Origin of the sequence: Pandoraea thiooxydans, assembly GCF_001931675.1 — a bacterium.
Taxonomy (GTDB): Bacteria; Pseudomonadota; Gammaproteobacteria; order Burkholderiales; family Burkholderiaceae; genus Pandoraea; species Pandoraea thiooxydans.
This window is the reverse complement of the sequence record NZ_CP014839.1, coordinates 3,767,583-3,793,346: the sequence shown is the minus strand read 5'-3', so window position 1 is coordinate 3,793,346 and position 25,764 is coordinate 3,767,583. Positions and strand designations below refer to the sequence as shown.

The 25,764-nt window shown below is 62.1% G+C and carries 31 protein-coding genes and 1 pseudogene; 18 read left to right on the top strand and 14 right to left on the bottom strand.

Annotation, left to right across the window (positions count from 1 at the left end; genetic code table 11):
* Positions 1–224: 224 nt before the first annotated feature.
* Positions 225–803, bottom strand: a complete 579-nt coding sequence (locus PATSB16_RS17460; protein WP_047215324.1) for a flavodoxin family protein — start codon at positions 801–803, stop codon at positions 225–227.
* 68 nt (positions 804–871) lie between these two features.
* Complete coding sequence (locus PATSB16_RS17455; protein WP_052892734.1) at positions 872–1,798, bottom strand: AraC family transcriptional regulator; 927 nt, start codon at positions 1,796–1,798, stop codon at positions 872–874.
* A gap of 313 nt (positions 1,799–2,111) precedes the next feature.
* Here PATSB16_RS17455 and PATSB16_RS17450 point away from each other — a divergent pair, with 313 nt between their 5' ends.
* Positions 2,112–3,008 (top strand): MBL fold metallo-hydrolase, encoded by an 897-nt coding sequence (locus PATSB16_RS17450; protein ID WP_047215323.1) that lies wholly within the window; start codon positions 2,112–2,114, stop codon positions 3,006–3,008.
* Positions 3,009–3,069: 61 nt separating this feature from the next.
* On the opposite strand, the gene PATSB16_RS17445 is transcribed toward PATSB16_RS17450, so the two are convergent.
* Complete coding sequence (locus tag PATSB16_RS17445) at positions 3,070–3,693, bottom strand: LysE family translocator (protein WP_047215322.1); 624 nt, start codon at positions 3,691–3,693, stop codon at positions 3,070–3,072.
* Between the two features lie 125 nt (positions 3,694–3,818).
* On the opposite strand from PATSB16_RS17445, the gene PATSB16_RS17440 reads away from it, so the two are divergent.
* Positions 3,819–4,271 carry an Lrp/AsnC family transcriptional regulator gene (locus PATSB16_RS17440; protein WP_047215321.1) on the top strand — a complete coding sequence of 151 codons (453 nt, stop codon included), beginning with the start codon at positions 3,819–3,821 and terminating at the stop codon, positions 4,269–4,271.
* A 63-nt stretch (positions 4,272–4,334) separates the two neighbouring features.
* On the opposite strand, the gene PATSB16_RS17435 is transcribed toward PATSB16_RS17440, so the two are convergent.
* Positions 4,335–5,225, bottom strand: coding sequence for an SDR family oxidoreductase (locus PATSB16_RS17435; RefSeq protein WP_047215320.1), 891 nt, complete (start codon positions 5,223–5,225; stop codon positions 4,335–4,337).
* A gap of 98 nt (positions 5,226–5,323) precedes the next feature.
* Here PATSB16_RS17435 and PATSB16_RS17430 point away from each other — a divergent pair, with 98 nt between their 5' ends.
* The 4 genes from PATSB16_RS17430 to PATSB16_RS17415 all read left to right on the top strand — a co-directional run bounded on the left by PATSB16_RS17430 (position 5,324) and on the right by PATSB16_RS17415 (position 8,822).
* Positions 5,324–6,151, top strand: a complete 828-nt coding sequence (locus PATSB16_RS17430) for a helix-turn-helix transcriptional regulator (protein ID WP_047215319.1) — start codon at positions 5,324–5,326, stop codon at positions 6,149–6,151.
* A gap of 94 nt (positions 6,152–6,245) precedes the next feature.
* Entirely contained in the window at positions 6,246–6,554 is a 309-nt protein-coding gene (locus PATSB16_RS17425) for a putative quinol monooxygenase (RefSeq protein WP_047215317.1), read from the top strand.
* 94 nt (positions 6,555–6,648) lie between these two features.
* The gene (locus PATSB16_RS17420) at positions 6,649–7,242 is read left to right on the top strand and encodes a YdeI/OmpD-associated family protein (protein ID WP_052892733.1); all 594 of its coding nucleotides are present in this window, start codon (positions 6,649–6,651) and stop codon (positions 7,240–7,242) included.
* 116 nt (positions 7,243–7,358) lie between these two features.
* Positions 7,359–8,822: an amidase gene (locus PATSB16_RS17415; RefSeq protein WP_047215315.1), complete on the top strand. Its 1,464-nt coding sequence runs from the start codon at positions 7,359–7,361 to the stop codon at positions 8,820–8,822.
* A gap of 48 nt (positions 8,823–8,870) precedes the next feature.
* On the opposite strand, the gene PATSB16_RS17410 is transcribed toward PATSB16_RS17415, so the two are convergent.
* The gene (locus PATSB16_RS17410; protein ID WP_047215313.1) at positions 8,871–9,770 is read right to left on the bottom strand and encodes a LysR family transcriptional regulator; all 900 of its coding nucleotides are present in this window, start codon (positions 9,768–9,770) and stop codon (positions 8,871–8,873) included.
* Positions 9,771–9,978: 208 nt separating this feature from the next.
* Between PATSB16_RS17410 and speB the strand changes: the two genes are divergently transcribed.
* Entirely contained in the window at positions 9,979–10,953 is a 975-nt protein-coding gene (gene speB, locus PATSB16_RS17405; RefSeq protein WP_047215311.1) for an agmatinase, read from the top strand.
* 110 nt (positions 10,954–11,063) lie between these two features.
* The gene (tauA, locus tag PATSB16_RS17400) at positions 11,064–12,098 is read left to right on the top strand and encodes a taurine ABC transporter substrate-binding protein (protein ID WP_047215310.1); all 1,035 of its coding nucleotides are present in this window, start codon (positions 11,064–11,066) and stop codon (positions 12,096–12,098) included.
* 117 nt (positions 12,099–12,215) lie between these two features.
* On the opposite strand, the gene PATSB16_RS17395 is transcribed toward tauA, so the two are convergent.
* Complete coding sequence (locus PATSB16_RS17395) at positions 12,216–12,767, bottom strand: GNAT family N-acetyltransferase (RefSeq protein WP_047216702.1); 552 nt, start codon at positions 12,765–12,767, stop codon at positions 12,216–12,218.
* Between the two features lie 155 nt (positions 12,768–12,922).
* Between PATSB16_RS17395 and PATSB16_RS17390 the strand changes: the two genes are divergently transcribed.
* Positions 12,923–13,555 carry a LysE family translocator gene (locus PATSB16_RS17390; RefSeq protein WP_047215309.1) on the top strand — a complete coding sequence of 211 codons (633 nt, stop codon included), beginning with the start codon at positions 12,923–12,925 and terminating at the stop codon, positions 13,553–13,555.
* Positions 13,556–13,635: 80 nt separating this feature from the next.
* Here PATSB16_RS17390 and PATSB16_RS17385 read toward each other — a convergent pair whose 3' ends face one another.
* A complete protein-coding gene (locus PATSB16_RS17385) occupies positions 13,636–14,529 on the bottom strand; it encodes a PLP-dependent cysteine synthase family protein (RefSeq protein ID WP_047215308.1) in 894 nt (297 codons plus the stop codon).
* Positions 14,530–14,675: 146 nt separating this feature from the next.
* Positions 14,676–14,987, bottom strand: a complete 312-nt coding sequence (locus tag PATSB16_RS17380) for a putative quinol monooxygenase (protein WP_047216701.1) — start codon at positions 14,985–14,987, stop codon at positions 14,676–14,678.
* Positions 14,988–15,125: 138 nt separating this feature from the next.
* On the opposite strand from PATSB16_RS17380, the gene PATSB16_RS17375 reads away from it, so the two are divergent.
* Both PATSB16_RS17375 and PATSB16_RS20940 read left to right on the top strand, forming a co-directional pair.
* Positions 15,126–16,082, top strand: a complete 957-nt coding sequence (locus tag PATSB16_RS17375) for a GlxA family transcriptional regulator (RefSeq protein ID WP_047215306.1) — start codon at positions 15,126–15,128, stop codon at positions 16,080–16,082.
* A gap of 102 nt (positions 16,083–16,184) precedes the next feature.
* On the top strand, positions 16,185–16,442 hold the full coding sequence (locus tag PATSB16_RS20940; protein WP_052892732.1) for a hypothetical protein: 258 nt from the start codon (positions 16,185–16,187) through the stop codon (positions 16,440–16,442).
* 9 nt (positions 16,443–16,451) lie between these two features.
* On the opposite strand, the gene PATSB16_RS17370 is transcribed toward PATSB16_RS20940, so the two are convergent.
* Both PATSB16_RS17370 and PATSB16_RS17365 read right to left on the bottom strand, forming a co-directional pair.
* Positions 16,452–17,033 carry a PIN domain-containing protein gene (locus PATSB16_RS17370; RefSeq protein WP_047215305.1) on the bottom strand — a complete coding sequence of 194 codons (582 nt, stop codon included), beginning with the start codon at positions 17,031–17,033 and terminating at the stop codon, positions 16,452–16,454.
* A gap of 1 nt (position 17,034) precedes the next feature.
* A complete protein-coding gene (locus PATSB16_RS17365) occupies positions 17,035–17,505 on the bottom strand; it encodes a helix-turn-helix domain-containing protein (protein WP_047215304.1) in 471 nt (156 codons plus the stop codon).
* A 468-nt stretch (positions 17,506–17,973) separates the two neighbouring features.
* Here PATSB16_RS17365 and PATSB16_RS17360 point away from each other — a divergent pair, with 468 nt between their 5' ends.
* Together PATSB16_RS17360 and PATSB16_RS17355 are read left to right on the top strand one after the other, a co-directional pair.
* Entirely contained in the window at positions 17,974–18,567 is a 594-nt protein-coding gene (locus tag PATSB16_RS17360; RefSeq protein WP_047215303.1) for a class I SAM-dependent methyltransferase, read from the top strand.
* A gap of 119 nt (positions 18,568–18,686) precedes the next feature.
* Positions 18,687–19,328: a hypothetical protein gene (locus tag PATSB16_RS17355; RefSeq protein ID WP_156884798.1), complete on the top strand. Its 642-nt coding sequence runs from the start codon at positions 18,687–18,689 to the stop codon at positions 19,326–19,328.
* 48 nt (positions 19,329–19,376) lie between these two features.
* Here the strand turns inward: PATSB16_RS17355 and PATSB16_RS17350 are convergent, their stop codons facing one another.
* A complete protein-coding gene (locus tag PATSB16_RS17350) occupies positions 19,377–20,126 on the bottom strand; it encodes an SDR family oxidoreductase (RefSeq protein WP_047215301.1) in 750 nt (249 codons plus the stop codon).
* Positions 20,127–20,224: 98 nt separating this feature from the next.
* Between PATSB16_RS17350 and PATSB16_RS17345 the strand changes: the two genes are divergently transcribed.
* Positions 20,225–21,136, top strand: coding sequence for an AraC family transcriptional regulator (locus PATSB16_RS17345; protein WP_047215300.1), 912 nt, complete (start codon positions 20,225–20,227; stop codon positions 21,134–21,136).
* 1 nt (position 21,137) lies between these two features.
* Here PATSB16_RS17345 and PATSB16_RS17340 read toward each other — a convergent pair whose 3' ends face one another.
* Positions 21,138–21,677 (bottom strand): STM3941 family protein, encoded by a 540-nt coding sequence (locus tag PATSB16_RS17340; protein WP_047215299.1) that lies wholly within the window; start codon positions 21,675–21,677, stop codon positions 21,138–21,140.
* Positions 21,678–21,900: 223 nt separating this feature from the next.
* The gene (locus tag PATSB16_RS17335) at positions 21,901–22,527 is read right to left on the bottom strand and encodes a CGNR zinc finger domain-containing protein (protein ID WP_169834630.1); all 627 of its coding nucleotides are present in this window, start codon (positions 22,525–22,527) and stop codon (positions 21,901–21,903) included.
* Between the two features lie 43 nt (positions 22,528–22,570).
* Between PATSB16_RS17335 and PATSB16_RS21165 the strand changes: the two are divergent.
* Both PATSB16_RS21165 and PATSB16_RS17330 read left to right on the top strand, forming a co-directional pair.
* Positions 22,571–22,825 (top strand): annotated as a pseudogene (locus PATSB16_RS21165) (alpha/beta fold hydrolase); the annotation flags it as partial.
* Complete coding sequence (locus PATSB16_RS17330) at positions 22,732–23,442, top strand: alpha/beta fold hydrolase (RefSeq protein ID WP_237170254.1); 711 nt, start codon at positions 22,732–22,734, stop codon at positions 23,440–23,442. The pseudogene PATSB16_RS21165 and the gene PATSB16_RS17330, both read left to right, overlap by 94 nt.
* 167 nt (positions 23,443–23,609) lie before the next feature.
* Here PATSB16_RS17330 and PATSB16_RS17325 read toward each other — a convergent pair whose 3' ends face one another.
* Positions 23,610–24,047 (bottom strand): GlcG/HbpS family heme-binding protein, encoded by a 438-nt coding sequence (locus PATSB16_RS17325; RefSeq protein ID WP_047215298.1) that lies wholly within the window; start codon positions 24,045–24,047, stop codon positions 23,610–23,612.
* Positions 24,048–24,175: 128 nt separating this feature from the next.
* Between PATSB16_RS17325 and PATSB16_RS17320 the strand changes: the two genes are divergently transcribed.
* Complete coding sequence (locus PATSB16_RS17320) at positions 24,176–25,060, top strand: LysR family transcriptional regulator (RefSeq protein ID WP_047215297.1); 885 nt, start codon at positions 24,176–24,178, stop codon at positions 25,058–25,060.
* 208 nt (positions 25,061–25,268) lie between these two features.
* Positions 25,269–25,706, top strand: coding sequence for a MarR family winged helix-turn-helix transcriptional regulator (locus tag PATSB16_RS17315; protein ID WP_047215295.1), 438 nt, complete (start codon positions 25,269–25,271; stop codon positions 25,704–25,706).
* Positions 25,707–25,764: the final 58 nt, after the last annotated feature.

Here is a 25,764-nt window from a genome sequence, read left to right as displayed (position 1 = left end):
CGGTGCTGGTCTAAACAACGGCGCAATATGAAATATGGAATCCCCCCGTCAGACGGAGTCTTCGTCGAGTATTCCTCACATGCGATCAAAACGCTGTATGCGTGACTCTTCCCGCCCACGTGGCGCTCTTGCCCCGTGGCGCACCTGCCAATGGCACTGAGGATTCACGGGAGTGCCGTCCGGGCGCGCGGGGGCGGTCTGGCGACCGACGGAAACTGGATGTGTCAGCAGGCGCACCACCGGCTGGCAACCTGGGCGATGCGTTGCCCGAACAGGTGCGCCGTGTGCAGATCGCCCGGGCCGGGAGCTTCGTCCGGCGAAGCGTCGGCCGGCGATTGCGCCATGGCGCCAGCGAAGGCGCCAAGGTAATTGATGTCGTCTCGACCGGACGCTTTCTTGTTGGCCGACATCAGGCCCGTTCCGACCCAGAGCATTGCATGCTGCATCGAAAGCGTAAAAAGGTAGCTCAGCGTCGAATGCTTGTCGCCGTTCATCGAGCCGGAGTTGGTGAACCCGGCCGCGAGCTTGTCGCGCCAGCCTTGCGCTGCCCACGCCTTGCTGCTGGCATCGGCAAAGCGCTTGAACTGCCACGGTACGCACCCCATGTAGGTCGGGCAGCCGAAGACGATCGCATCGGCTTCCTGCAATTCGTGCCAGGCGTTGTCCTTGATCAATCCGTCGCTGTCGACGACGATGCCGGTCACATGTGCGTCGGTAACCGATTGAATTCCCTCCATGACTGCTGCTGCCTGCCGGGCCGTGTGCCCGTAACCACTGAAATAGACTACCGCTACGTTGACCATTCTTGTCTCCTGGGTTTTACCGCACCACCGATGCTAGGCGTCAGGGCAAGAGATCAACAGGTCCAGGGTTATGTTTTGACTGTCCGAATTTCGCTTTCGCGCGGTGTCGGTGTCCGGGAGCGTTCCCGCCAGGCCGATGGTGTGAATTCATGGTGCAGGCGAAAACGCCTGATGAACGACTCGACCTCCGCATAGCCGAGCGCTTGGGCGATATCCGCCACGCTCATTTGCGTCGTGGCCAGCAGGCGCCGGGCCTCGATCATGCGTCGCTCGATAACCCATTCCCCATAGGTGCGTCCGGTGAGGCGGCGTAATTTTGTCGTCAAGTAGCCGCCACTGAAGCCCAGTCGGGACGATGCCTGACTCAGCAGGGAGGCGCCGCGAAAGTGGCGGTCGATGTCGGCAAATACCGTCGAAACCAGATCTGCCTGTTGCATAGTGTTTGGCGCCCCCGCACCTAGCCATGGCGCGTTGCGCGCCAGGGTTACCAGCAGCAGTTGCAGCGCAGCGCGCGCGGCGTGGACATACCCTTCTTGCCGCCCGTTCAATTCGTCATGCATGCGGCCGATGAGGCCGGTGACCTGCGCCAAGCTGAGTGCATCGAGTTGTATGGGGCGCAGCATCTGCAATACCGGTTGGCGAAACAGATCGAACAGCAATCCGACCGGCAGATTATCGATCGGGGCCAAACCATGAGGGCTGTCTGGATCAACGCTATCCGTCTGGAACAGGATCGCCCATCCGTCCGCGCTGGCAAAACTGCGCAGATCATGAATCGACCCGGGCGGCAACACGAAAACCGTTCCCGCAAGCGCTTCGTGATCGAGGCCGTCGACGATATGCCTGCCGTTCCCGGCGATGACGACAATCAACTCGAAAAACATATGGCCGTGCGGCGCCATGGTGCGCATGACGTGATCCTGGGCCAGGCGTTGCACCTCGATAGATACGGCGGACGCCGACTGCGGCACGTAAGGAAGAATGGGTAAGGCCAAGCGATGCTCCACTGCGGCATTGACTGGCGCTCGAGGATGATCGAAGCGACTGCGCGTTGTTGGCTATGTCGCGGGTTGACCGGATCGAGTGCCGAATTTCGGCGTCGACGTTAACATCGCGCCAGCAAAACTGTCAACGCGGGACATACCCCACAACGTGAGGCGTTCGACACATCGCGTGACGCGTTCTGCGCAATATCGAAATCCGGGACAGTTAAAACGCAAGGCGCGACCTTGTCGACCTGACCTGTCACTCGTATGGTCTGTGGGGCGGCGTTCCGCCTCGATCAATAAAACCACTGGAGACACCCGAATGCCACTGAAAATCACTCGCGCATTGGCGTTGGCCGCCGTCGCATTCGGCCTGATCGCCGGCCCCGCCAGCGCTGCCGCCACCAAGGCGCCGCTGTCGATTACCGTCTATAACCCCGGCACGAAATCGATCTTCCCGGTGTCGTCCGAGATCGTCACCGGACCACGCGATGCAATCCTGATCGACGCGCAGTTCCAGACCAACGATGCGCGCCGCCTGGTGCGTATGATTCGCGCCACGCACCGGCATCTGCAAGCGATCTACATCAGTCATAGCGATCCGGATTACTACTTCGGCCTGAGTGTTCTGAGCCGGGCCTTTCCGCATGCGCCAATCCTGGCGACACCCGAGACCGTCGCCGCGATTCGCATATTGAAAGACCGCAAACTGCGCTACTGGAGCCCGATCATTGGAAAGAACGCGCCCAAAACGCTCATCGTGCCGACCGCGCTCAACGGCAACCGGTTGATGCTCGACGGCCGGAGCATCCTGATCGAAGGGCTGGACGGCCCCACGCCGGCGCGCAGTTATGTCTATATTCCGAGCCTGCGCACGGTGGCCGGCGGCGCCGTGGTCTTCAGCGGCACGCACGTCTGGGTGGCCGATACGCAGACGGTTCAGGCTCGTGCCGACTGGATTGCTACGCTCGACTCGATCCTGGCGCTGCACCCGTTGCGAGTGATACCTGGACACTATCTCGGCGCACGTCCGGACGGTGTCGGCGCGGTTGTCTTTACCAAGCAGTATCTCCAGCGCTTTGATCAGGAACTCACCAAGGCCCCCGACGCGAAAGCATTGATCGGTGCGATGGAGGCCGCTTATCCCGGCTTGCCCGAGACCGATTGGCTTGCGCTGGGTGCGAAGGTGGTCAAGGGCGACATGGTGTGGCCGCAATAGCACACCTCACTCCCGGGATCTGGCTGCGCTCACCATGCTGGACGGACGCGCCAGGCACGTCTCAAGCCTTCGCAAACGCCGTCAACACGCCGGCGGCAATCAGCACCACCCCGGCGGCGCGGCCGGCCGCGCCGGCCCAGCGCCGGTCGGTGACGATCCCCTGGCTTTTCGCACCCAGCCACGCATAGAACGAATACGAGCAGAGATCCAGCAGGAAGGTCGTCAGGCCGAAGATCAGCATCTGCAGCCAGATCGACTGGTGCACGTCGACGAATTGCGGCAGCAGCGCCAGAAAGAACAGCAGTGCCTTCGGGTTGGCCAGCTCCACCATCAGACCCTGGGCCAACGCGCGCGGCCCGCTGAGCGAGGTGACCCCGGACGTGCGGATGCTCAGCGCGCTCGAGCGGTTGAGCAGCGCGCGCACACCGAGGTAAATGAGGTAGGCGACGCCGGCCCATTTCACCGCGGCGAACGCCTCGTGACTGGCGACGATCAGCGCCGACAGGCCGGTCGCCGATAGCGCGAAATAGATGGAATTGGCCAGCGCAATACCTGCAATCGCCCAGTAGCTGCGGCGCATGCCGTGCGAGATGCCTTGCGCGATCACCAGCAGTGCCGCGACGCCCGGCGTGAAGCACACGAGACCGGTGGTCATAACGAAGATCAACCAGATTTTCAGGGGCATGGCGTGACTCGCGCGATAGAGGAATATTCCTGTAATGTATCGGCAAATCGCGCATTTTTTAATGGGCGTTCAAAGCCAATTCGCACGAAAGCCATGTGATTCATTCGATTTATTCGAGAATTTCCATGAATATCAAAGTGGACCAGCACGACCGCAAAATTCTCGCGCTTTTGCAGCAGGACGCGCGCGCCTCGCACGCGGAAATCGGCCGGCGCGTGCACCTGAGCCAACCCGCCGTGTCCGAGCGCATCAAGCGGCTCGAAGCACAGGGCGTCATCGCCGGCTATCGCGCCATCGTCGATCCGGCCAAACTTGGCTACACCATCGACGCGGTGATCCGGATCCGGGCTCAGGCCGGGCGGCCGTACGAGGCGTTCGCGAAGGCGCGGCCCGAGATCGTCGAGTGCCACACCGTGACCGGCGACGATTGCGCGGTATTGCGCGTGCTTGCCACCGACGTGCTGCATTTGCAGCGCATCATCGAAGAGCTCAACGCGTTCGGCTCGACCTCGAGCGCCATCGTGCTGTCGACCCAGGTCAGCCACAAACCCATCAGTCCCGCGCAGCTCGACGAGTAGGGGCGCGCCAAGGCGAAGCCGGTGCCCTGGGCGCGCGCTGGCCGCGCTTTGTCGCCAACCGATCTAGCCGGCGAAACGCCCTTCGTCGAGATCGGCGATCAGCGTCGGCCCGCTCGGCCGCCAACCCAGGCGCGCCTGGGTCAGGGTGCTGGACGCCGGCATGTCGAGTCCGACGAACATCGCCATCCAGCCGAAATGCGCCGGGGCTTCTTCCGGCGCGATCGACACGACCGGCAGACCCAGGCCCCGGCCGAGCGCCTCGGCGATTTCCCGGCTGCGCACGCCTTCTTCGCCGACCGCGTGATAACGCGCGCCGGGCTCGCGCGCCTCGATGGCGAGCCGGTACAGGCGGGCGGCGTCGACCACATGGCCGGCCGGCCAGCGGTTATCGCCGTCACCCACATAGGCGACCACGCCCTTGTCGCGCGCGATACCGACCAGGGGCGTGATGAGCCCTTGCCTGAACACGTTGTGTACCTGCGGCAGCCGTACCACCGATACATTGATGCCGTCCTCCAGCAAGGCCTGGCCGGCCAGCTCGGAAGCCGCACGGGGATTGGGGTGGTTGGGGTTGAACACGTCTTCGCTGGCCGGCTCGCCGTGCTCGCCGCTGCCCATGCCGGTACCCGAGGTGATCACCAGCGGCCGGTCGGAGCCGGCCAGCGCGGCGCCGAGCGCGGCGATTGCGCGCTTGTCCTTTTCGCAGTTCTCGACGAACTTCGAGAAATCGTGATCGAACGCCGTGTGGATCACCCCGTCGGCCTGCGCGGCCCCCCGGCGCAGGCTTTCCGGGTCCTCGAGCGTGCCGCGATGCACCTCGGCGCCCGCATCGATCAGCGCCTGCGCGCCTGCCTCGGAACGGGCCATGCCAAGCACCTGATGACCCGCGGCGATGAGTTCGGGAACAAGGGTCGAACCAATGAAGCCGGTTGCGCCCGTCAAGAAAATACGCATAGTGAAATCTCCAGGGTGTTCACCCGAACACTATCCGCTCCTTGGTTATCCCGTTAAAGTAGTGACCTTATCCTAGTAAAACGACTAACAGGATCACCATGGCAGTGAGCACGGCCAAATCGCTGGGCGACTTTCTGAAAAGCCGCCGCACCCGCCTGGACCCGGCAAGCTTCGGGTTTTCCGGGCGTCGGCGCACGCCGGGGCTGCGCCGCGAAGAGGTGGCGCAGCGCGCCAACATCAGTCCGACCTGGTACACCTGGCTCGAGCAGGGGCGCGGCGGCGGGCCGTCGGCCGAAGTGCTGGAGCGCATCGCCGGCGCGCTGATGCTCACCGACGCCGAGCGCGAGCACCTGTTCATGCTGGGGCTGGGGCGACCGCCTGAAGTCCGCTACCGGCGCGTCGACGGCGTCAGCCCACGGTTGCAGCGGCTGCTCGATTCGCTCGAGGCGAGCCCGGCCATCATCAAGACGGCGACCTGGGACGTCGTTGCGTGGAACCGCGCGGCGGCGGTCGTGCTCACCGACTACGACGCGCTGCCGCCCGGTCAGCGCAACATTCTCCATTTTCTGTTTCGCAACCCTGCGGTACGCGCGCAACAGCACGATTGGGACAGCATCGCACGCTTCGTGGTCGGTGCGTTTCGAGCCGACGTGGCTCGCGCCGGCCTGACCTCGGAGGCCGCTGAGCTGGTGGCCGAGCTGCGCGGCATGAGCCCCGAGTTCGACGCCCTATGGCAGGAAAACGAAGTGTGGAGTTCGGGCAACGGCGACGGCGTCAAGCGCTTGGTGCATCCGATGCTTGGACAAATCGAATTGGAGTACTCCGCATTCGCCGTCGACGGCCGCCCGGACCTGAACATGATCGTCTATACGCCGCTCGACCCGGAGGTTACCCGACGCATCCGGGCGCTTGCCGCGCAGCGCTGACGTGCCGAGCGATGAGCCGGCTGCCAGTCTTGCCGAACAGGGCTATGATGCGATGCGAGAATTGAACACCTGACCTGCCACGGAGAATGCCCGGATGATTCACGTCATTGCCACTATCACAGCTCTGCCCGGCCAGCGCGACGCGGTGCTCGCGCTGTTCAACAAAAACCGCCCGGCGGTGCTCGCCGAGCAGGGATGCATCCGCTACGAGGCGGTCGCCGACGTACCGAACTTCGGCGCGATCCAGACACCGCTGGGCGACGACACCTTCGTCATCATCGAGTGCTGGGAAAGCGGCGACGCGTTGAGAGCGCACGCGGCCTCGGCTCACATGGCGGAATACGGCCGCAATACCAAGCCGTTGCTGGCCAGCCGGGTGATCAATGTGTTGCAGCCCTGCTGAGGCGCGAGTGCGCTGCGAGGCGGGCGCACGACGTGGCTGTCAAAAGCGGCCCGCCTGCCGCTATTCATAAAATAGACGCCCCCGGGAGCAACGCATGACGCCTCGCCCCAAGCCCACTACACAATTGCCGATCCATCACTTCGAGCGGCAACAGGACTGGTCGGTCTGGCTGAGCGAACATCACGCCACATCCCCCGGCGTATGGCTTCAGCTCGCCAGGAAGCGAGCCGAAGCATCGTCCGTCTCATACGAGGAGGCGATCGAAATCGCGCTTTGCTTCGGGTGGATCGATGGGCAAAAGAAATCTCACAGCGAGCAATTCTGGCTGCAGAAATTTACCCGGCGCTCGGACCAAAGCATTTGGTCGAAAATCAACAAGGCCAGGGCGTTGGCGTTGATCGAGACGGGCGCCATGACGCCGGCCGGGCTCGCGGCGATCGAGTGTGCGAAGAGCGACGGGCGCTGGGACGCCGCCTATGACTCGTCCAGCCGGGCGACTGTGCCGGCCGATTTTCAGGCGGAGCTCGACAGGAATCCGCGCGCGAAAGATTTCTTCGAGACGCTCGACAGTCGGAATCGGTACGCTGTGCTTTTCAGGATTCAAACCGTCAAAAAAGCGGAAACCCGGGCCCGGAAAATTTCACAGTTCGTGCTCATGCTGGCGCGACACGAGAAAGTGCATCCGTGATCGAGGCATTGGCCGTTCCCGCAATATGTCCGACCCGACGGCCGGGAAGGGCGGTGCGAAAGAAACCCAGGGGCGCCAGCTGGGGCGCATGGCATTGACATCGGAGATCGTCGCGCATGACGGACATCGAATGGGAATACAAATCTGTCCGAGAGCTGGCCGTCGCGCTGTCGGCCAGGCAGGTATCGGCTTGCGAACTTGCGGAATCGGCCATTGCCCGCATCGAACGACTCGAGCCCAAACTCAATGCCGTGTGCGTGCGCGATTACGAGCGCTCGCGCGTCGCCGCACGTGCGGCCGATCGCGCGTTGGCGGCGGGCGAGCAGCGGCCGCTGCTGGGCATTCCACTGCTCGTCAAGGAATCCTTCAACGTCGCGGGCCTGCCGACCACATGGGGCTTTCCGCAACACAGGAATTTCGTTGCGCCGCAGGACGCCTTGACGGTTTCGCGCGTCAAGGCCGCCGGCGGCATCGTGCTGGGTAAAACGAACGTTCCGTTGGGCCTTGGGGACTGGCAGAGCTACAACGACATTTATGGGACGACCAATAATCCGTTCGACGTCAGTCGCTCTCCCGGCGGCTCCTCGGGCGGGTCGGCCGCCGCGCTCGCCGCTGGCTACGCGCCGCTCGCGCTCGGCTCCGATCTTGGCGGGTCGCTGCGCATCCCGGCGCATTTCTGCGGCGTATACGCCCACAAGCCGACGCTCGGCGTCGTGCCGGCACGCGGGCATATCCCGCCGAGCCTCGCTCCCTTGCCGGATGCGATCGATCTCGCGGTCGTCGGTCCGATGGCGCGTTGTGCCTCGGACTTGATGCTCCTGTTCGACGTCATGGCCGGACCCGACGAAATCGACGCGGGGGTTGCCTACCGGCTCGATCTCCCGGCGCCGCGGCACGAGCGGCTGAGCGACTTTCGCGTGCTGGTTCTGGACACCCATCCGATCCTGCCGACCGACAGCGCTGTGCGAACCATGATCGGCAAGCTTGCCGAACGCCTCGGGGCGGCCGGCGTTCGCGTCGCTCAGGAAAGTGAACTGCTCCCCGATCTTGGCGATAGCGCGCGGCTCTACATGCGGTTGCTGATGTCTGTGCTGGCCGCAAACTGGCCAGCACAGGTCTACGCCGATCTTCAGAAGCAGGCGGCGGCATTGCCCGAAGATGCCGCCGGCCTGGAGGCCGAGCAGGTTCGTGGGGCGGCGCTGAGCCATCGCGACTGGATCGTCGCCAACCATGCCCGTGCCAAACTGCGTGCGCAATGGCGCGAATTTTTCAAGGGGTTCGATGCGCTGATCTGCCCCGTCTCGCCCACGACCGCCTTCCCGCACGATCACTCGGACAGAGCTGCGCGGCGGATATGGATCGACGGCGAACCCCATCCCTATGGCCGCCAACTCGTGTGGCCCGGCGTTGCCACGCTTGCCGGACTGCCGGCCACGTCCGTTCCGATCGGTGTATCGTCGCAGGGGCTGCCGATCGGTGTGCAGATCGTCGGGCCGTTTCTGGAGGATCGCACGCCGCTCAAACTGGCTCAATTGATGGAGGCTGAATTCGGCGGGTTTGTTGCGCCTGCGGGTTATTAAGTCGTCATCCGAGACGCGCGGTCGCCGGCCACCCGATGGCGATCGAATTCAGACGGCGTGAGCAAGCAGTGCATCGATGAACATTTGCGAGGCAATGGTGGGCTGGCGGTCCTTGCGGGTCACGAGACTGAATTCGGCAACGTGGCTCAGAACGTCCGGACGCAGCGCACGCATCAAGTCGTTGTCGGCCCACTGCCTGGCGTAGTGCTTCGGCAGGTACCCAATGAATCGCCCCGACAGTATCAGGGTCGCGACGGCTTCCATATGGTGGACGGTAGCTGTGGCCTTGAAGCTAACCGGGCCGCCTACTTCCTTGGTTTCGCGCATATATCCTCGCGCGACATAGTCGAGCGAGCCAAGAGCCTCCAGCGCAATGTCGAGCGGGGCCGAATCGAACAGCGCGTGCCCTCTGCCGCAATACAGATAGAGATCTTCGCGATAGAGCGGCTTGTAGTCCAAGCCAGGAAGTGCGTTGCGAAACGGGCCGATACCGACATGTAGCCTGCGCTCCTGAACCGCTTCTTCAATTTCACTTGGCGACTGAATCTGCAGTTTGATGTGGAGGTCGCCACCGCGCAGCTTGACTGCACGAATTGCCTCGGCCACGTGCATGCGTGCGTCCGTAATCGTGTTGTCCACGATGCCGACTGCCAGCTCGCCGCCGATTTGCCCGCGCAGGGCCCCGACATTCGCGCGGAAGTCCTCCACGCAGTCCAACAGCGTCGAGACGGATTGGTAGAGCGCCCGTCCTTCGGCCGTCAACTGGAATCCCCGGCGCCCGCGCTCGCACAGCCGTATGCCCACGCGCGCTTCCAGGTCGGTCATGTGGGTACTGATGGTCGAGAGATTCATGTCGAGCGTGGATTCGGCCGCGGAGAACCCGCCGCAATCCGTGACCGCCTTGAAGATACGCAACAGTCGGAGATCGAAGTCGGTCACCTTGAGCATGTGCGGATGCCTTTATGAGCGCTTGACCAAAATGGCTGACTCGCAAGCGTTTTGAGGAAAGTTGGGAAAAGCCAAAACTAAAGTTCGATCATTCGGGATTCATTCGATCGTCCCCGCATGAAACACTCGTTGTAACGCTTCACGCTGCACATGTCGTACGCGGTCTCGGCGTGGCAGGCGCATCTATATTGTCAGCAAGGAGTGGTTCATGCAAGGCAACAAATTCGCCCCGATTACCGGCACGGTGATGCCGCGTTATTCTGGGTTGGCGACGTTAATGCGCCTTCCCTATCTTGGGCTGGCGGATCCGGCTTTGGCGGAGGTGGATATCGGCCTGATCGGCGTGCCTTGGGATGGCGGCACCACCAATCGCCCGGGCGCCAGACATGGACCCCGGCAGGTCCGGGACATTTCCACCATGGTGCGCAACGTCAATCGCGCGAGCGGTATCAACCCGTTTGAATTGTGCAACTGCGCCGATCTCGGCGACACCCCGGTCAACCCCGTCGATTTGATCGATTCATTGGATCGAATCTGCGCGTTCTACACCAAAGTGTGCAAAGTGGGCATCGCGCCGCTGTCGGTCGGCGGCGACCACCTCGTGACCTTGCCCATCATGCGGGCCCTGGCGAAGGACAAGCCTGTGGGCATGGTGCATTTCGATGCGCATACGGATACCTGGGACAGGTATTTCGGCAATAACCCATACACGCATGGCACGCCGTTTCGGCGAGCCATAGAAGAAGGCCTTTTGGACCCGAAACGCACGGTGCAAATCGGCATTCGAGGCGCTCTCTACAACGACAGTGAAAATGACTGGGGCGAGCAGCAGGGCATCCGCGTAATCGACATTGACGAGTTCCACGCGATGGGTCTGCCAGCCGTCATCGCCGAGGCCCGGCGCGTCGTCGGCGACGGTCCGACCTATGTGTCGTTCGATGTCGACGCGCTGGATCCTGTCTACGCGCCGGGCACGGGAACCCCCGAGATCGGCGGGCTGACCACCCTCGAGGCGCAGCACTTGATTCGGGGGCTGCGCGGTTTGAACCTGGTTGGCGGCGATCTCGTGGAGGTCTCGCCACCGTTCGATCCGAGCGGCAATACGGCACTGGTTGGGGCGACGTTGCTGTTTGAAATTCTTTGCGTATTGGCCGAAAGCGTTAGACATCGCGAGCGGTGCTAAGAGGAGCGACATGCGGCGGCGGTACCCGTCGGCGCTCGTCTGCGTGGGTTCGGCTGTCGGTGTGAGGGTAAGAATCGATCGGCTTTCAAAGAAATATTAAGGAGCGAAGCATGAAATATCTGACTAAAAGCTTGAGTTCTCTGGTGCTTGGAGGGGCGCTGGCGATGCTGGTCGGGCTTGGCGGCTCGGCACAGGCCTCGCCAAAGGTGGTCAACGTCGCTTACCAAACGACATATAGCCCGTGGATCGAGGCGATGGTCGACGGCAAGTTCGAAAAAGCGACCGGTTACGAGATTCATTGGAAGAAATTCAACTCCGGCGCCGCCGTGATGAGTGCCATGGCATCCGGGGATATCGACATCGGCGTGCTGGGTTCGCCGCCGTTGACCGCGGCAGTCAGTCGCGGGATGGACATCCAGGTGTTTTGGATACTGGAAAATATCGCGAACGCCGAAGCATTGATGGTGCGCGACGGCGCGCATGTCAAGACGCCGCAGGACCTGGCCGGCAAGACCATTGCGGTGCCGTTTGCCAGCACCAGTCACTACCAGTTGATGTACATGCTCGACAAGTGGGGGATCGCGGACAAGGTCAGGGTGATCAATATGTCGCCGGAACAGGCCGCCGCGGCGTGGCAACGCGGCGATATCGATGCCGCCTTCATCTGGGGGCCGGCACTGGGGCGAATCAGGAAAACCGGGCACTCGATGATGAGCGCCGGCCAAATCTGCGCGCTGGGGCGGTGCACTTTCGAAGGCTTGGCCGTCACCAAGGGGTTTGGCGACGCACACCCGCAATTCATGTCGAAATTCGTCGGCGTCATAAACGCGGCCAATCAGGATTATCACGATCATCCGGATGCGTGGCGTGCTGGATCCAAAAACATCGGCGCAGTCATCCGGGGATTGGGGGGCGATGCCAATGACGCGGTGGAGGAAATGGCGCTCTACCAGTACCCGAGCTTGAAGGAGCAGGTTTCCTGTCAGTGGCTTGGCTGCGGCGCGCAGGGGGGCGTGGCGAAAACGCTGCAGCTAACGGCGGAGTTTCTGAAACAGCAAAAGAAGATAGACACCGTGAAATCGAACTACAGCGATGCGGTTGCCGCGCGCTATGCGGCGACCATCCTGGATGCGGCCAAGCAATAGACATCGCGACAGCCCGAGTCGGGCGCGCCCGGGGCAGCCAGGCGGTGATGATGCCGCAGGCTGCGCGGTCGTGCTCGCCCAAGCGGGCAGCCACTCTCCCGTCACCGCCAAAGCGCTTTAGCCGGCCGCAACCGCCCCGTCTGCGCGCGCGGCCGCCAGCGGATAAATGTATCGCCGAGCGTTGACCGTATGGCCGCCCATTTGCTCGACCTTGGTGCCGGCCCATTGCCAGCCCTGGCGCTCATAGAATGCCATCGCCCGCCAGTTGCCTTCGAGGGCGTAGAGATAGAGCTGCGCCGCGCCAAGTTCGCGCGCCCAGTCCCGCACCGCGCGAATCATCAGCTTGCCGGCTCCACAGCCCTGGTAATCCTTCAGGGCATGGAGGTTGTCGAGCAGGACTTCGCGTCCGGCGGCATCGCTTTGCTCCGCGCAGACAAAGCCGATCGGGGTGTTCGCGCAGCGCGCGACGAGGATCAGCCGATTGAATTCGGCTGGCTTGCCGAGGCGATCCGTCCAGTATGCCGCGCGCTCCGAGTCAACTTCCTTGTCGAGATACGGGTCGGGCAGCAGGCCTCGATACGTCGCCTGCCAACTCAGCGCGTGAATTTTTGCAATCGTCGGCGCGTCGGCCGGCGTTGCGTGATCGAGCGATATGACAATCTCCGACATGTGCATCAGGTTCCATGGGTGCGTAGGCTGCCAGTGTACCAATGGTCATTTCGGGATAACATGCGCTGACTTGTGTGGGATCCGTATACGCCAGGGTGAAAGCAGGCAACCCGGCGAGCCGCCGATCCTGTCCGAATGCACAGAAGGAGCCCCTCATGCATGGAAGCACGTTGCTTATTTTTTCCGCTGTGGCTTTTGTCGGTATCGCAACCCCCGGGCCAACGGTTTTGCTGGCGCTGACCAACGGCTCCCGCTACGGCCTGCGCCGCGCCGCCTATGGGTTCGCCGGCGCCGTCGCATCGGACTTCGTGTTGATCTTTGCGGTGGCGCTCGGACTCGGCGCGCTGCTCGCGGCGTCGGTGTTCTGGTTCACCGTGGTCAAGTGGGTGGGCGCAGTCTATCTCGGCTACATCGGCATCAGAATGATTTTGTCGAAGGGCTCATTGAGCGTCGCAAATATCGACGGCGATGCAACGCGCGGCAGCAACTCGGCGATCTTCCTGAAAAGCTTTTTGACCGCAGTCACCAACCCGAAGGGGTATCTGTTCTTCTCCGCGTTCCTGCCTCAGTTCATTGCGCCATCCGCGCCGCTGGCGCCGCAATATTTGGCGCTGGCCGCCACTTTCGCCGCGCTCGATTGCACGATCATGTTCGGATATTCGCTGCTCGGCGCGCGGGCGATTCGCTTGCTCAAGGCCTCGGGAGCGCTCTGGCTGGAGCGAATCTCCGGTGCCGCGCTGGTTGCGCTGGCCGGCTCGCTGGCCTTGTATCGGCGGCATGCGGCGTAGCGTGTGTCGGGGGGCCGTGATGAGTGCGCCGACGCTTGATTTGCAATCGTCATCGGGTCGACGAGCCCGCTGACGAGCACCTATTGCGTCTGCCGATAGACATCGGTACTCAGGTACCTGAGGCCGGAGTCGATCATGATGGTCGCGACAGTCGCGTCGGGGCCGAGGCGTTCGGCCACGCGTAGCGCCGCAATGACGTTGAGCCCCGACGAGGTGCCGGCAAAGATGCCTTCCTCACTGGCCAGACGCCGGCACATCCGGTTGGCTTCGTCGGTGGTCGCGGACTCGATCGCATGCACTTCTTCCGGCCGCCAGTGCGGCGGAATGAATCCGATGCCGATGCCCTCGATCCGGTGTGCGCCTTTTGGCCCGCCGGACAGAATGGCCGATTCGGCCGGCTCGGCCGCGGCAACGTACAGATCGGGATTGTGTTTGCGCAGTGCCTGCGTCACGCCGTTGAGCGAGTGAGCGGAGCCGACCGACTGAACGAACGCATCGACCCGGCCATGCGTCTGGCGCCAGATCTCCTCGGCCATCGCATGGTAGCCGCTCGCCGCGTCGCGGTTGTTCAACTGATCGAACCACCAGTGTTGCGGCTCCTGGCTGATCTGCCGGGCGGTGTCGATCATCTGCCTGATCAATGCCTCGGTGATTTTTCCGTTGTCGCTTGGAATGGAAATGATCTGCGCGCCGAAGGCCTGGGTGGTGCGCGTTTTCTCGACGCTGAAAGCGTCGGAAGTCACGATCTTGATGCGGTAGCCCTTGGTTGCGCAGACCAGCGCCAGCCTCCCGTCCGCTTCCGCGGCTTCGATGGCGGTTTTGGCCATTCTGTCTTTCATGTTCCCGGTCGGATTCGCGCCTTCCAGCTTGACCACCACCCGGGCGCAGCCGGGCGGCACTACGCGGCGCAACTGCACCAGGGGCGTGTTACCGATAGCGTCGAGTACATTCGTGGCGACATTCATCAACTGCATGATTCCCGTTCTGTATCAAAAGAAGCGAACCATCCAACCAGCGTGCCGCGATGCGCGTACGGCCCGCGGCACGTTGCATCGGAGGCAGAGCCGGCTGGCCCGGCACCGGCAACCCGCGCGCCGCATGCCATGTCGGCGCTGCCGCCTCAGGGGGTTGGCGCGGTTTGCTTGACCCCCAGCACCTCCATGGCTTCAATGGTCGGCGGCACCGCCAGCAGTTCGTCGGCCTTTGCCATCAGGGCCTGTGCGATCGGGCCCTGCAAGTGCGCGTCGCGGCCCGCCTGGTCGGCAAAGGCATCGAAAATCGCGAAGGTGCTGGGTGACAGGCGCAGTGCGAACCATAGCGGCGTGGTGTGCTCCTGGTTAGCCAGGGCCAGCCCCGCGGCGAGAAATTCCGCCACGGCGTTCTCCTTGCCGGGCTTGGCTTCAAGCCTGGCAAACAACGCATATTTCAGCATGATGGTGCTCCGGTGAAAGTCGTTGGGATCCCGCCGCGCGGGCAGCGACACCGCGAACGGCGGGGGATGCAAACACTTTACAGTCGCGGTCGGCTGACTGACACTGTCACGAATGACATTTTTGATAGCGATCGCGCCATGAATATCACTATCCTTGCGCTGGAGGGCTGTTTCGATACCGGACTCACCAGCGTTCTCGACGCACTGAGCACCGCCAACGAACTGGCGCGAGTGATGGGCATTAAGACCGCCGGCTATGAAGTCAGCGTCGTGGGCATGCGCGGCGAGGTGCGCACCGCGCAGGGACTGCGTGTTCCGGTGACGCCTTATCGGCAAGGCACCCAGCCGGATTGGGTGATCGTGCCCGCGTTGGGCAGCAAAATGGCGGAAATGCTCGTGCCTGCCCTCGATCGCCCCGACGTGCGCGACGGCGTGGCGGCGCTGCGCGATTGGGCAGCCGGCGGCGCCAATCTGGCGGCGGCCTGCATCGGCACTTTCGTGCTGGCGGAAAGCGGCTTGCTCGACGGCGGTGAAGCGACCACCACCTGGTGGCTCACGCCGCTGTTCCGGCAACGTTATCCGCGCGTGCGCCTCGATGCGCAGCGCATGATCATTCCGAGCGGCAAGATGCTCACGGCCGGCGCCGGCTTCAGCCACGTCGACCTGGCGCTTTGGTTGATCCGGCAGGGCAATCCCGAGCTCGCGAGTCTGGTGGCCCGCTACCTGATCGTCGACACCCGTCCGTCGCAGGGCACCTATATGATCCCGGCGCACCTCGCACATGCCGATCCGCTGATCGAGCGCTTCGACCACTGGGTCCGCGATCATCTCGACGAGCCGCTGACGCTGGAGGCCGCCGCGGCGGCGCTGGCGACCAGCAAACGCACGCTGACGCGGCGCATGCGCGACACGATCGGCAAAACCCCGATCTCGTATATCCAGGACTTGCGTATCGAACGCGCCGCGCACCTGCTCAAAACCAGCGACCATAGCGTGGAGCGCATTGCCGGGATGGTCGGTTACGCCGACGGCGGCACGCTGCGCACGCTCCTGCGCCGCCGCCTGGGGCGGGGTGTGCGTGAACTGCGGCGCTAGGCCGGGCAAACGCCGGGGAGTGAGATCTCGCAAATCCGCAACCTCTTGCCGTCGTGCGGGAAATGCAATCAATCCAAAGGTAACAAGGCGTGGAAGGCCTGGATGCAAAGCAATGCCCGGCTGTCATCAACTGTTAGGCGCATACGGGATATCGCCCAAAGAATCGGGCGGCTGAACGCCTACGAGAATTTCAAGGCGCCCACGAAAATGGATTTTGAGGCGATTGTTGGCGGCGAGGTTTGGGCGACGCATCAAAATAACCTGAAGCAGCTCCAATCGCTGATGCATGAATCGCAGCAGCTCGCGGCACGAATGAATGCCGAAACTTTCAGTGCTTACAGGGCGAGCCGCCCTGTCTGAGGCGGCTCCCTAGATCAGCTCCGCTGCGTCACGGATTCGCTGGGCGGTCGCGGGCAGGCCGCCGTGCTCCAGGGCCCGGGCGAAATTCTCCGGCGTGGCCCGAGGGGATTTCCAGCGCGCGCGCATGCGCTTGAAAGCAGTCATGGTCGCGAGCGGATCCAGATCCCATTGATTGATGATGAAACGGTCGGGACTGACTACCTCGATGCCGTACGCGTCGACGGTCGTCGACGGAAAATCACGGAGATTCTCAGTCACGATGCAGTCCACATGGCCGGCAACGGCAGCCGCGAGCACATGCCGGTCATTTGGATCCGGGAGTTCGTAACTCGCGACGAGCGGTGCCCAGGCAACTTCGGGAACCTCCCAGTCGGGCACCGCCTCGCGCATGCAATTCCGTCGAAACTCGAGCTTGCCCCTCAAGTCCGGTCGGCGCAGTTCGAGCGCCGCAATCCATTCCTGCTCGATTTTCGTCGACCACTTGGCTGCAAACAGTCCGGCGGTAGCCAGACTCATCAACGAGTCGGTCATGGCGATCGGATACAGAACACACGCATCCAGCAGGGCTGCATAACGGGCATTGCCGGCCATCTCAATAGTCCAGACCCAGCTCGCGCGCGTTGTCGGCCATACGCTCGAGTGCACCTGCCTGTTTCTCGCGCATCTTGTTTGCGTACGCCACCAGGTCATCCAAGGCAATCCGGCGATGTGTGCCCACCATGCGATGGGGCAACCGGCCTTCTTCAATTTCCTTGATCACGAACGGTCGCGACACATTCAAAAAATGAGCCGCTTCTACCGTGGTGAATTCCCGATTCGTCGGCATCAAGGTGATCGAGCGGCCCTCACCCATTGCGCCCAGCAGTTGGCCGATGAGTTTCAATGCCGCAGGCGGGACGTTTACCGACGGGTGCTCGCCCGTGTCGGTGGTGAGCGTGATTGCTGCCGCCCTGGAATGATCCAGCGCCTCCATGATGCAGCGCTGCGCGACGCGAGCCATCTCCAACTCATCGTCGGTGAGTGGTGGCGGCATCATCTCGCTAATTCGGTCTATGGTGCGCATATTGACCCCTTTCTCGTTATGTGGATTCACGCCTGGCAGCCACGGAACGGTGGCAAGGCGATATGCCGTCTATATTAAACGAAATAAGTGCATTAAGTGAAATTAATGAATTAAATGAAATTTCTGAAAATATTCGCGCCGCTGATCGTGTTCCGCATCTGCGACAGCGGGAATGCGGGCTTGCCCGACCGATGACCCGGGTGAATGCGCATGCGACTGAGAGTCCCTTTGTCACGACGAACAGCGCTTCGATGTTTGTTGTACGACCGCGCGGACTGCATCTATGTCTGGCATACCCGCGATAGAATCGGCCAAGACGTTGAGCGCAGCGGAGCCTGCCACCATGCGCACGGCCATCGACGGCAAGATTGCAACGCAGTCCAAACGTCACCCGTTGCGAGAACGCCGGGCAAGGCGGTGGCGAATCGCCTGGCCGCAATGGTCATTACTTGAGCGAGGGCATTAACCGTGGATGAACAAACCGTCGAAACCTACTCGACACGCGCAGAGCGCTTTGCCGCCGAGTGGCGTGACCAGCCGCCGCCGACAGACATGTACGCCATGCTGCAGCGCTATTTCGCTGCGGGTGGCAAAACCGCGGACATTGGTTGCGGTTCCGGCCGCGACGTCGCGTGGCTCAACGATCATGGCTATCCCGCGGTAGGTTACGACGCCGCCGAAGGATTGATCGCCCAGGCCGCGATCGATTTTCCGTCGCTGACATTCCGCCATGCCGCGCTGCCCGCGCTGGCTTCCATCGCAAGCGAGTCGTATGACAACGTGCTGTGCGAAACCGTCATCATGCACTTGCCGCCCGACGAGGTCACTCAGGCCTGTGCTCGCCTGGTCGACATCCTCCGGCCCGCGGGTACGCTGTATCTGAGCTGGCGAGTCGCCCCAACGGGTTCGAGCCGCGATGCGGGCGGGCGGCTTTACGCGGCGTTCGACGCCGCGCAGGTCAGGCAAGGGCTCGGCAATGCGCAACTGCTGTTCGATGCCGAAGCGGTCAACGAGTCGTCGGGCAAGCGGGTGCATCGGATCGTTGCGCGCCGGGGGGATTGACTGGGCCGGGGTGTGGCATGACGGGGTCAGCTACGCGCCGGTAGTTAGGGGGGGCGGAAGCGGCCGGCTAATCGGAGACGTATCGCTTCGACAATCGTTACGAAACAGGGACGCCAAGAATGAAAATATCCGCGCTGCCGATGATGCTTTGCGTTGCGACCGTGAGTTTCACGGTGACGGCAACGGCACAGAATTCGAGACCGGTTGAGACTCCCGGCACGCCTTCGGTCATGGTTAGCGGCGATTATGGCGACGGCATGCTGATCGGCGTGAACCCAGCGACTCAGGCTGTCACCGGCTACTACTCGGCAAATAACGTCAACGGGCAGTTCAGCTGCATTTTCTATCTGAGGGGCAAACTGGGCAGAGCGTCAGTCCCCGTTTCGACCTATTTTCCGGAAACACCCGCGAAGCAGATCAAAGGCAAGCTGTCCCTGGAGGCGCCCGATAAATTCATAGTGCGCCTGTCGGCCGAACACGGCGGCTGCTGGAACGTGATGCATTTTGCCGATGACAGTATTCCTGCCGAATTCACGCTGGTGGCGAAACACCCCTGGTTGTCGATCGCAGTGGTCAAGAGCGATCGTGCCTACTTCTACGACACGCCCACGAGTGTGCAACATCGTAGGGCCTACATTGTGCGGGGAGACGGCGTCGGTGTGCGTGCCATGCGGCCGGGTTGGCTCCAGGTGGACTTCCCTGGCGATAAGAAAATGACGTCGGGCTGGATAAGGCAGACGGAGGTATACCCGGTCGAATGATCGAGCCAAGGCGACCGCCTGGGCAGTTGGGCGCTCTTGGCCGGCGCGTTATCGCGTGCGCGTGTTGTACCACTCGATGGCGTCTTCGCCGGCGGGAATCATGAATGGACTCGACGCGTCGGTAGCGGCCAGCCACACGCCTTCGGCGACATCCGAGGCATGCGTGACGGTCGTATCCTTCTGCCAGTTCTCGAGGATCTGTTGCACGATTGCGCCGTATGGCTCGGCAAAACCGTCCGTCATGCGTGCTCGCGCGTTCTCGCCGAAGCGGGTCGACGGCGCGCGTCCGGGCAGCACCACGCGCACGCGCACGTTGAACTGTTCGAGTTCGAGCGCGAGCGATTCGCTGAATGCGTTGACCGCGGATTTGCTGGCGGTATAGACCGACAGCAGATGCAGCGGCCGGCACGTGACGGTCGAGGTGACGTTGATGATCACGCCCGCCCGGCGCTCGCGGAACTGCGGCAAGACCGCCTGCGTCATCGCGATGGTGCCGAGCGTGTTCGTCTCGAAGATATCGCGCACAGTGTCCATCGGCGTGCCTTCGAGCGCATTCAGAAAGCCGATGCCGGCGTTGTTGACAAGCACGTCGATAGGGCCGGCTGCGTCGATGGCCTTGCGGATGCTTTGCGGATCCCTCACGTCGAGCGCGAGGATCGAAAGGCGATCGGAACGTGGCAAGACGTCCTCCCGCGGTGTGCGCATCGTGGCGATCACGCGCCATTCGCGATCCAGGAAATATCGCGCGATCTCCAAACCAAAACCGGATGAGCAACCGGTGATCAATACCGTCTTCATGTGGACTCCTGTGTTCGTGACAGTGTCGACACGATACGCCGAGGCAGGCTGGACTCGCTACAATCGAACGTCCACATTTCATTTGCGTTCGTCCGATCATGACCGACCCTCTCGCTGAAGTCGTTACGCTGCTCCAACCGACCCCCACGTTCTCGAAAGTGCTGAGCGGCGCAGGACGCTGGCGCGCGAGCCGCACGGAAGTCGGACAGCCGTTCTATTGCGTGGTGCTCGAGGGATCGCTCCGTCTGTCGGTGAATGGCCGGGAGCCGCTCGTGCTCCAGGCCGACGACTTCATCCTCGTGCCCGAAGTATTCGGCTTCACGATGACGAGCATCGATCCGCCGGACGATGACGCCCCGGCCGATATTGCGCCGACCGCACAACCCGACGGCAGCTTTCGTTTCGGCGATGCGTCCGGCGCGCCGGACGCGCAATGGCTGGCCGGTCTTTGTGCGTTCGGGGCGCCGGATGCGGCGCTGCTCGTTTCGCTGCTGCCCGAACTTGCCCTCGTGCGCGGCGATCACCGGCTGGCGATCCTCGTCAAACTCGTGCGGGACGAATCGCGTGCGCAGCGGCCCGCGCGCGAAGTCGTGCTGGCGCGGCTGCTCGAAGTGCTATTCATCGAAGCGCTGCGATCGGTGCAAACGGGGGCCTCGCCCGGGCTGGTGCGCGGTCTGTCCGACGCTCGTCTCGCACTCGCCATCCGTGAGATCCACAAAAATCCGGAGAAGCCCTGGACCATCGCGGAACTGGCCAAAACTGCAGCGCTCTCACGCTCCTCCTTCTTCGATCGGTTCAGCCGGGCAGTCGGCGTCGCCCCGATGGCGTACCTGTTGTCCTGGCGTATGGCCATCGCCAAGAACCTGCTGCGTCAGAGGGAGTCCAGCATCGCTACCATCGCCGCGCGCGTGGGCTATGGCTCGGCGAGTGCGTTCAGCGTCGCGTTCGCACGTCATGTCGGCGTGCCGCCGACACAGTTCGCGCAACAGGCGGTCAAGAGTGTCGCCTGAGTCAGAAGGACTTGCCGTCACGGCTTCGCTGGCGATAAAACTCGATGTGCTCCATGAGCGCTTCGAGTCGCATCGACAAGGCCGCTTGTGGAATATTCACAAGGTAGCCGGTCAAGCGCTGGTTTGCCTTGAATAGCAGGCGAGTCAATGGCCCGCACCTGGCCAGGTAGTCGTTCGGATTGCGCAGCGCGACGCCGAGAAACTTTTGTCGTGAGCGGCGCGTGCTCTGGACGACAATCCTCGCGCCCGTAATGTCGGACCATGGAATAAACCCCACCGACGATGCCGATGCATTGTCGGTGAGCCCCTCGCTGTCGATACGGATGGCGGGTTTTCGCCATAGCAGCCGGTACAACGCAAAGAGACCGCAGGCGCTGAAAAACGAGATGGCCGCAACCGCCTTGACTGTGAGTATGGTTTTGGCGCCCATCGACGCCGGATGCTGTGCCAGCATCAGCACGCCAATGACATCGAAGGCAAATGAGCCAAGGAGTATGACGACGAGCTTGCCCCGGCTTTGGTATACGACGATGGGTTCCAATATGCGCTCCCGAAGTCTTGTTGTATGCGATACCGCCAATGCGCTCCCCGCGTATTCGGTAAGGCGAGTTCAGCGACAGCCTGATTATGCATAAAGGCATCCGGCGCGGACCAGACTCCGGACGCTTCGGCGTGAGCTCCATCCAGTAAATGGGCCTTCAATTGCCGAGAGCAAACGCCGCTTCTCGGACAAAGTGGCTGCCAGAGCAAGCGTTGCAAGAGCCTCAGATCTTCTTCAACTGATAGTGTCTGGCTGCCCTGGCCCGATTGCCGCAGGTCTCCGTCTTACACCATCGCCTGCGCTTATTCTTGGAGCGGTCGACGAACAACCAGGTGCAGCGCTCGCACTCCCGCACGTAGGGCATTTCGCTGCTGAGCAAGAGCCGCTGAGCGTCCAGAGCGATGCGGCTCGATAGCGTGTTCAAGCCCGCATCCTCCACTTCGACACTCCAATCGCAGCCATCAGGATGGCGCTGCAGATTGGCGAGATTGACCGCTTCGGCAACGGCGCGTCGCAAGCATTCCTCATCCGCTGGATCTATCGCCTGGTTGGACACCAGCGCGGAAAACAGACGATAGAGGCTTTCTCGAAAAAGCCGCAGTTGCTGAAGGCTGCGTGCTGTTTCCACTGGCTTCTGCAAAGCCACGGCTTGCAGAAGCCTGACCTCGTCTTCAGAGACCATATTCGCGCCATGGGCCCAGCCGATGGCTGCCAGGTAGCTGGGCAAGCGCTCGTCGTCTCGTGTCTTGTCCCGGCCGCCTTGAGTATTCGCAAAGTCCAGGCACAGGGAACCTCCGACAAAACTGTTCGCGCCCCACGCCTGATTTTCCAATGATGATCGATTCGCCATGCCTAACATTCTAACGGCGTTTTGTATGTTAGACGGGGCTTAAATGAAATATAATCCTTTAAGTGCTCTTAGACTGTTAGGAGGAGGCATGGGCTGGAAGCTGAATCGCTGTTACAACTTTCTTGGCCAGGCGGTGCGTTATGCCGTTCATGGGGATGGGCCGCCGCTGATCTTTGTGCACGGCACACCGTTTTCTTCGCATGTGTGGCATCGCATCATTCCGCATTTCTGCACGACCCATCGAGTCTATTGCTACGATTTGCTCGGGTATGGGCAATCCGAGCAGCGGGAAGGACAGGATGTTTCGCTCGGCATGCAAAACCAGCTTCTCTCGGCACTGCTCGATCACTGGGGTGTCGCGTGGCCGGTGTGGTGGCACACGATTTCGGCGGCGCAACAGCGCTAAGGACGCACCTGCTGGGGGGCAAAGATTTCCGCACTCTGACGCTCATCGACCCGGTTGCGCTGTCTCCATGGGGTTCTCCCTTCGTTCGGCATGTCCGGCAGCACGAAGCCGCGTTCAGCGGTCTTCCAGACTATATTCACCAAGCCATTGTGCCGGCCTATGTGCGCGGAGCAGTCCGGCGCACCATGCCAGACGAGGAACTGCATCCCTACGTGCGACCTTGGCTCGGCACAACCGGACAAGCCGCGTTTTACCGTCAGATTGCGCAGATGGATCAGCGCTATACCGACGAAGTGGCTCCGCTCTATTCGAGGGTGCGCTGTCCGAGCCTGGTGCTATGGGGCGAGGACGATCAATGGATACCCGCGGCACGTGGCCTGGAGTTGCAGCAGGCGATTCCCGGAGCAACCCTTCAGGTAGTTCCCCGGGCCGGGCATTTGGTACAAGAGGATGCGCCCGAGGCTGTTGTCGCGGCATTGTTGGGTTTTCTATCCAACGAACGGACATAACAGAGAGCCGCCATCCAGGCTTCGGGATGGATGGCGGCGCTGTCCTGCAACGGCAGGCACTCCTGCGTAAGCGAATGGTGACTCGCCTTCGAAAAGGGGCGTCGCCGTTGGCGAGACTCGAATGACGGCACCGGGTCGCCAGTGCCGACCACCCACCACCTCAAACCCTACCCCAACGCCCCCGCCCCCGCCCGAGCGACCTGCGCGTCCTGCGCCGATTGCATGCCGGAAACCCCGATCGCGCCGACGATCCTGCCGTCGACGACGAGCGGAATGCCGCCGTCGAGGGGCGTCAGATTGGTCATTCCCAGCAGGCGAAGGTGTATGCCGCCTTGGGCGAGCGCACCTTCGAATACCTTCGTCGAGCGCCGAAACCGGACCGCCGTTTCGGCCTTTTGTCTGGCCACTTCAATGCTGCCGAACTGCGCTTGATCGAGGCGCTGCTGCAACACGAGGTGGCCTGCGCTATCCACGATCGCGATGACCATCGGCCATCCCTGGTGGGCGGCTTCTTCTTCGGCGGCCTGGGCGACCTGCTTGGCCAGGTGCAGCGTTATCGGGGCGCCGTAGAGAGGCACGGTGGATGTCGGTGTTGCTGTGATCATGTCGATCTCCAAAATAGTGACGAGGCGGCGAGGTGCCGGGGTGTCGAGCTTCGAATGTATGATTTGTGCGCGCCCGTGAATAGCGTTCCGGGCCGATAGGCATTCTTCCGATTAGCGAGAGAATCACGATGGCAATTGCCGACGACTATGAAGTATTGCTGGCCGTTCTCGATCATGGCAGCCTGACCGCCGCGGCAAAATCACTGGGCCGCTCCCTGCAGGCGGTCAGCCGCGCGCTCGCCGGGATCGAGCGGCAACTCAATGTCTCGTTGTTCACGCGAACCACGCGGCAGGTGCATCCCACCCCGGCATGTCTTGCTTTCGCGCGCCGGATCAGGCCCGCGATGCGCGAAATCAACGCCGCGCGAGACGAGTTGATCGAGCAGAACGTTCAGTTGCGCGGCGCCATTAGGGTTGCCGCACCGTCGACTTTTGGCACCCAATATCTTGTCGGCCCGATTGCCGAGTTCATGGGCATACACGCAGGCGTCAGCGTTGAGCTGATTTTTTCCGAAAGGCACGCCGACCTTGCCAAAGAGGGCATCGATCTCGCAGTTCGCCTGGGCAATCTGCCCGACTCGGACCTCAAGGCGCGACGGGTCGCCGAATTTCGACGCGTGCTATTTGCCAGCCCGCAATACCTCGCGGCCCGCGGCTACCCCAGAGATCCGTCCGATCTCACAAAACACGAATGCATTCTCCGCAAAGATCCGCGCCATGACGTATGGGAGTTCGGCGCGGACGGCCGGGCGGTGGAGGTACACGGCAGATTGCGGGCCAACGCCGCCGATGCCTGCAACAAGGCCGCTGCCGCAGGCCACGGCATAGCGCGTGCGCCATTGTGGCAGGTGCGCGACATCGTCGAATCAGGAGCAGTGGAAGTTGTCCTTGCCGAGTTCGAGCCGAAGCCCGTCCCTGTGAATCTGGTATGGCTGGCCGGCCGCTCACTGCCTCGCCGGGTAAGGGGGCTTGTCGACTTTCTCGCGGAGCGGATTGCCGCACAGGGGCTGTAGTTGGGGGCGGAAGCGCGGCCCATACAGCGGCCTTCGATAGAGGCGAATCCCTCCCGACTCGCGTCGCCAAATACGGTCGGCAGGTGCTTCCGTCACAGACGCCCTTGCCGACCCACCAGACACCCAATCGGCTTCGAACCTGGAAAACTAAATTTGACAATATCTGACTTATCAGATAATTTGCTGGAAAACGTCACCTGAGCCGCACATGAAACACTATGTCAAAAGCCGATTCCTGATTACCGACAGTATCGGCTTCTATATCGCCCGTGCCCGAAATTCCCTGCAAATGGATATGGACGCCGCCCTGAAAACGCTGGGTGTCAATGCGCCGCAAATGGGCGTCCTGCTGTCGATAGCGAACCGGGGTACCGCCACGCCGTTTGAATTGAGCAAGGACCTGGTGATCGATACCGGTTTGATGACCCGCATGCTCGATAAGCTTGAAACCCACGGGTGGCTCAAGCGGGAACGCAGCCTGGAGGATCGGCGCGTGGTCAATCTGTACCTGACGGAGGCTGGCGAACGCATGTCGGCGGAACTCGCCAAGATCGTGCCCGACGTGCTCAATACCCGCCTGCAGACGTTTACGAAAGAAGAGTTCGAGGAGTTCCGCCGCTTGCTCAAGAAATTCACCGCAGCCTAAGGGCTGTTTTTTTAACCAATTATCTGACTTATCAGAAAATGCAAAATCAAATTAAATA

Bases quoted from the DNA above. Each gene is read 5' to 3' on its own strand.
- PATSB16_RS17460 (WP_047215324.1), bottom strand. From the start codon at position 803: ATGGTCAACGTAGCGGTAGTCTATTTCAGTGGTTACGGGCACACGGCC.
- PATSB16_RS17450 (WP_047215323.1), top strand. From the start codon at position 2,112: ATGCCACTGAAAATCACTCGCGCATTGGCGTTGGCCGCCGTCGCATTC.
- PATSB16_RS17445 (WP_047215322.1), bottom strand. From the start codon at position 3,693: ATGCCCCTGAAAATCTGGTTGATCTTCGTTATGACCACCGGTCTCGTG.
- PATSB16_RS17440 (WP_047215321.1), top strand. From the start codon at position 3,819: ATGAATATCAAAGTGGACCAGCACGACCGCAAAATTCTCGCGCTTTTG.
- PATSB16_RS17435 (WP_047215320.1), bottom strand. From the start codon at position 5,225: ATGCGTATTTTCTTGACGGGCGCAACCGGCTTCATTGGTTCGACCCTT.
- PATSB16_RS17430 (WP_047215319.1), top strand. From the start codon at position 5,324: ATGGCAGTGAGCACGGCCAAATCGCTGGGCGACTTTCTGAAAAGCCGC.
- PATSB16_RS17425 (WP_047215317.1), top strand. From the start codon at position 6,246: ATGATTCACGTCATTGCCACTATCACAGCTCTGCCCGGCCAGCGCGAC.
- PATSB16_RS17420 (WP_052892733.1), top strand. From the start codon at position 6,649: ATGACGCCTCGCCCCAAGCCCACTACACAATTGCCGATCCATCACTTC.
- PATSB16_RS17415 (WP_047215315.1), top strand. From the start codon at position 7,359: ATGACGGACATCGAATGGGAATACAAATCTGTCCGAGAGCTGGCCGTC.
- PATSB16_RS17410 (WP_047215313.1), bottom strand. From the start codon at position 9,770: ATGCTCAAGGTGACCGACTTCGATCTCCGACTGTTGCGTATCTTCAAG.
- speB (WP_047215311.1), top strand. From the start codon at position 9,979: ATGCAAGGCAACAAATTCGCCCCGATTACCGGCACGGTGATGCCGCGT.
- tauA (WP_047215310.1), top strand. From the start codon at position 11,064: ATGAAATATCTGACTAAAAGCTTGAGTTCTCTGGTGCTTGGAGGGGCG.
- PATSB16_RS17395 (WP_047216702.1), bottom strand. From the start codon at position 12,767: ATGTCGGAGATTGTCATATCGCTCGATCACGCAACGCCGGCCGACGCG.
- PATSB16_RS17390 (WP_047215309.1), top strand. From the start codon at position 12,923: ATGCATGGAAGCACGTTGCTTATTTTTTCCGCTGTGGCTTTTGTCGGT.
- PATSB16_RS17385 (WP_047215308.1), bottom strand. From the start codon at position 14,529: ATGCAGTTGATGAATGTCGCCACGAATGTACTCGACGCTATCGGTAAC.
- PATSB16_RS17380 (WP_047216701.1), bottom strand. From the start codon at position 14,987: ATGCTGAAATATGCGTTGTTTGCCAGGCTTGAAGCCAAGCCCGGCAAG.
- PATSB16_RS17375 (WP_047215306.1), top strand. From the start codon at position 15,126: ATGAATATCACTATCCTTGCGCTGGAGGGCTGTTTCGATACCGGACTC.
- PATSB16_RS20940 (WP_052892732.1), top strand. From the start codon at position 16,185: ATGCAAAGCAATGCCCGGCTGTCATCAACTGTTAGGCGCATACGGGAT.
- PATSB16_RS17370 (WP_047215305.1), bottom strand. From the start codon at position 17,033: ATGGCCGGCAATGCCCGTTATGCAGCCCTGCTGGATGCGTGTGTTCTG.
- PATSB16_RS17365 (WP_047215304.1), bottom strand. From the start codon at position 17,505: ATGCGCACCATAGACCGAATTAGCGAGATGATGCCGCCACCACTCACC.
- PATSB16_RS17355 (WP_156884798.1), top strand. From the start codon at position 18,687: ATGAAAATATCCGCGCTGCCGATGATGCTTTGCGTTGCGACCGTGAGT.
- PATSB16_RS17350 (WP_047215301.1), bottom strand. From the start codon at position 20,126: ATGAAGACGGTATTGATCACCGGTTGCTCATCCGGTTTTGGTTTGGAG.
- PATSB16_RS17345 (WP_047215300.1), top strand. From the start codon at position 20,225: ATGACCGACCCTCTCGCTGAAGTCGTTACGCTGCTCCAACCGACCCCC.
- PATSB16_RS17335 (WP_169834630.1), bottom strand. From the start codon at position 22,527: ATGGCGAATCGATCATCATTGGAAAATCAGGCGTGGGGCGCGAACAGT.
- PATSB16_RS17325 (WP_047215298.1), bottom strand. From the start codon at position 24,047: ATGATCACAGCAACACCGACATCCACCGTGCCTCTCTACGGCGCCCCG.
- PATSB16_RS17320 (WP_047215297.1), top strand. From the start codon at position 24,176: ATGGCAATTGCCGACGACTATGAAGTATTGCTGGCCGTTCTCGATCAT.
- PATSB16_RS17315 (WP_047215295.1), top strand. From the start codon at position 25,269: ATGAAACACTATGTCAAAAGCCGATTCCTGATTACCGACAGTATCGGC.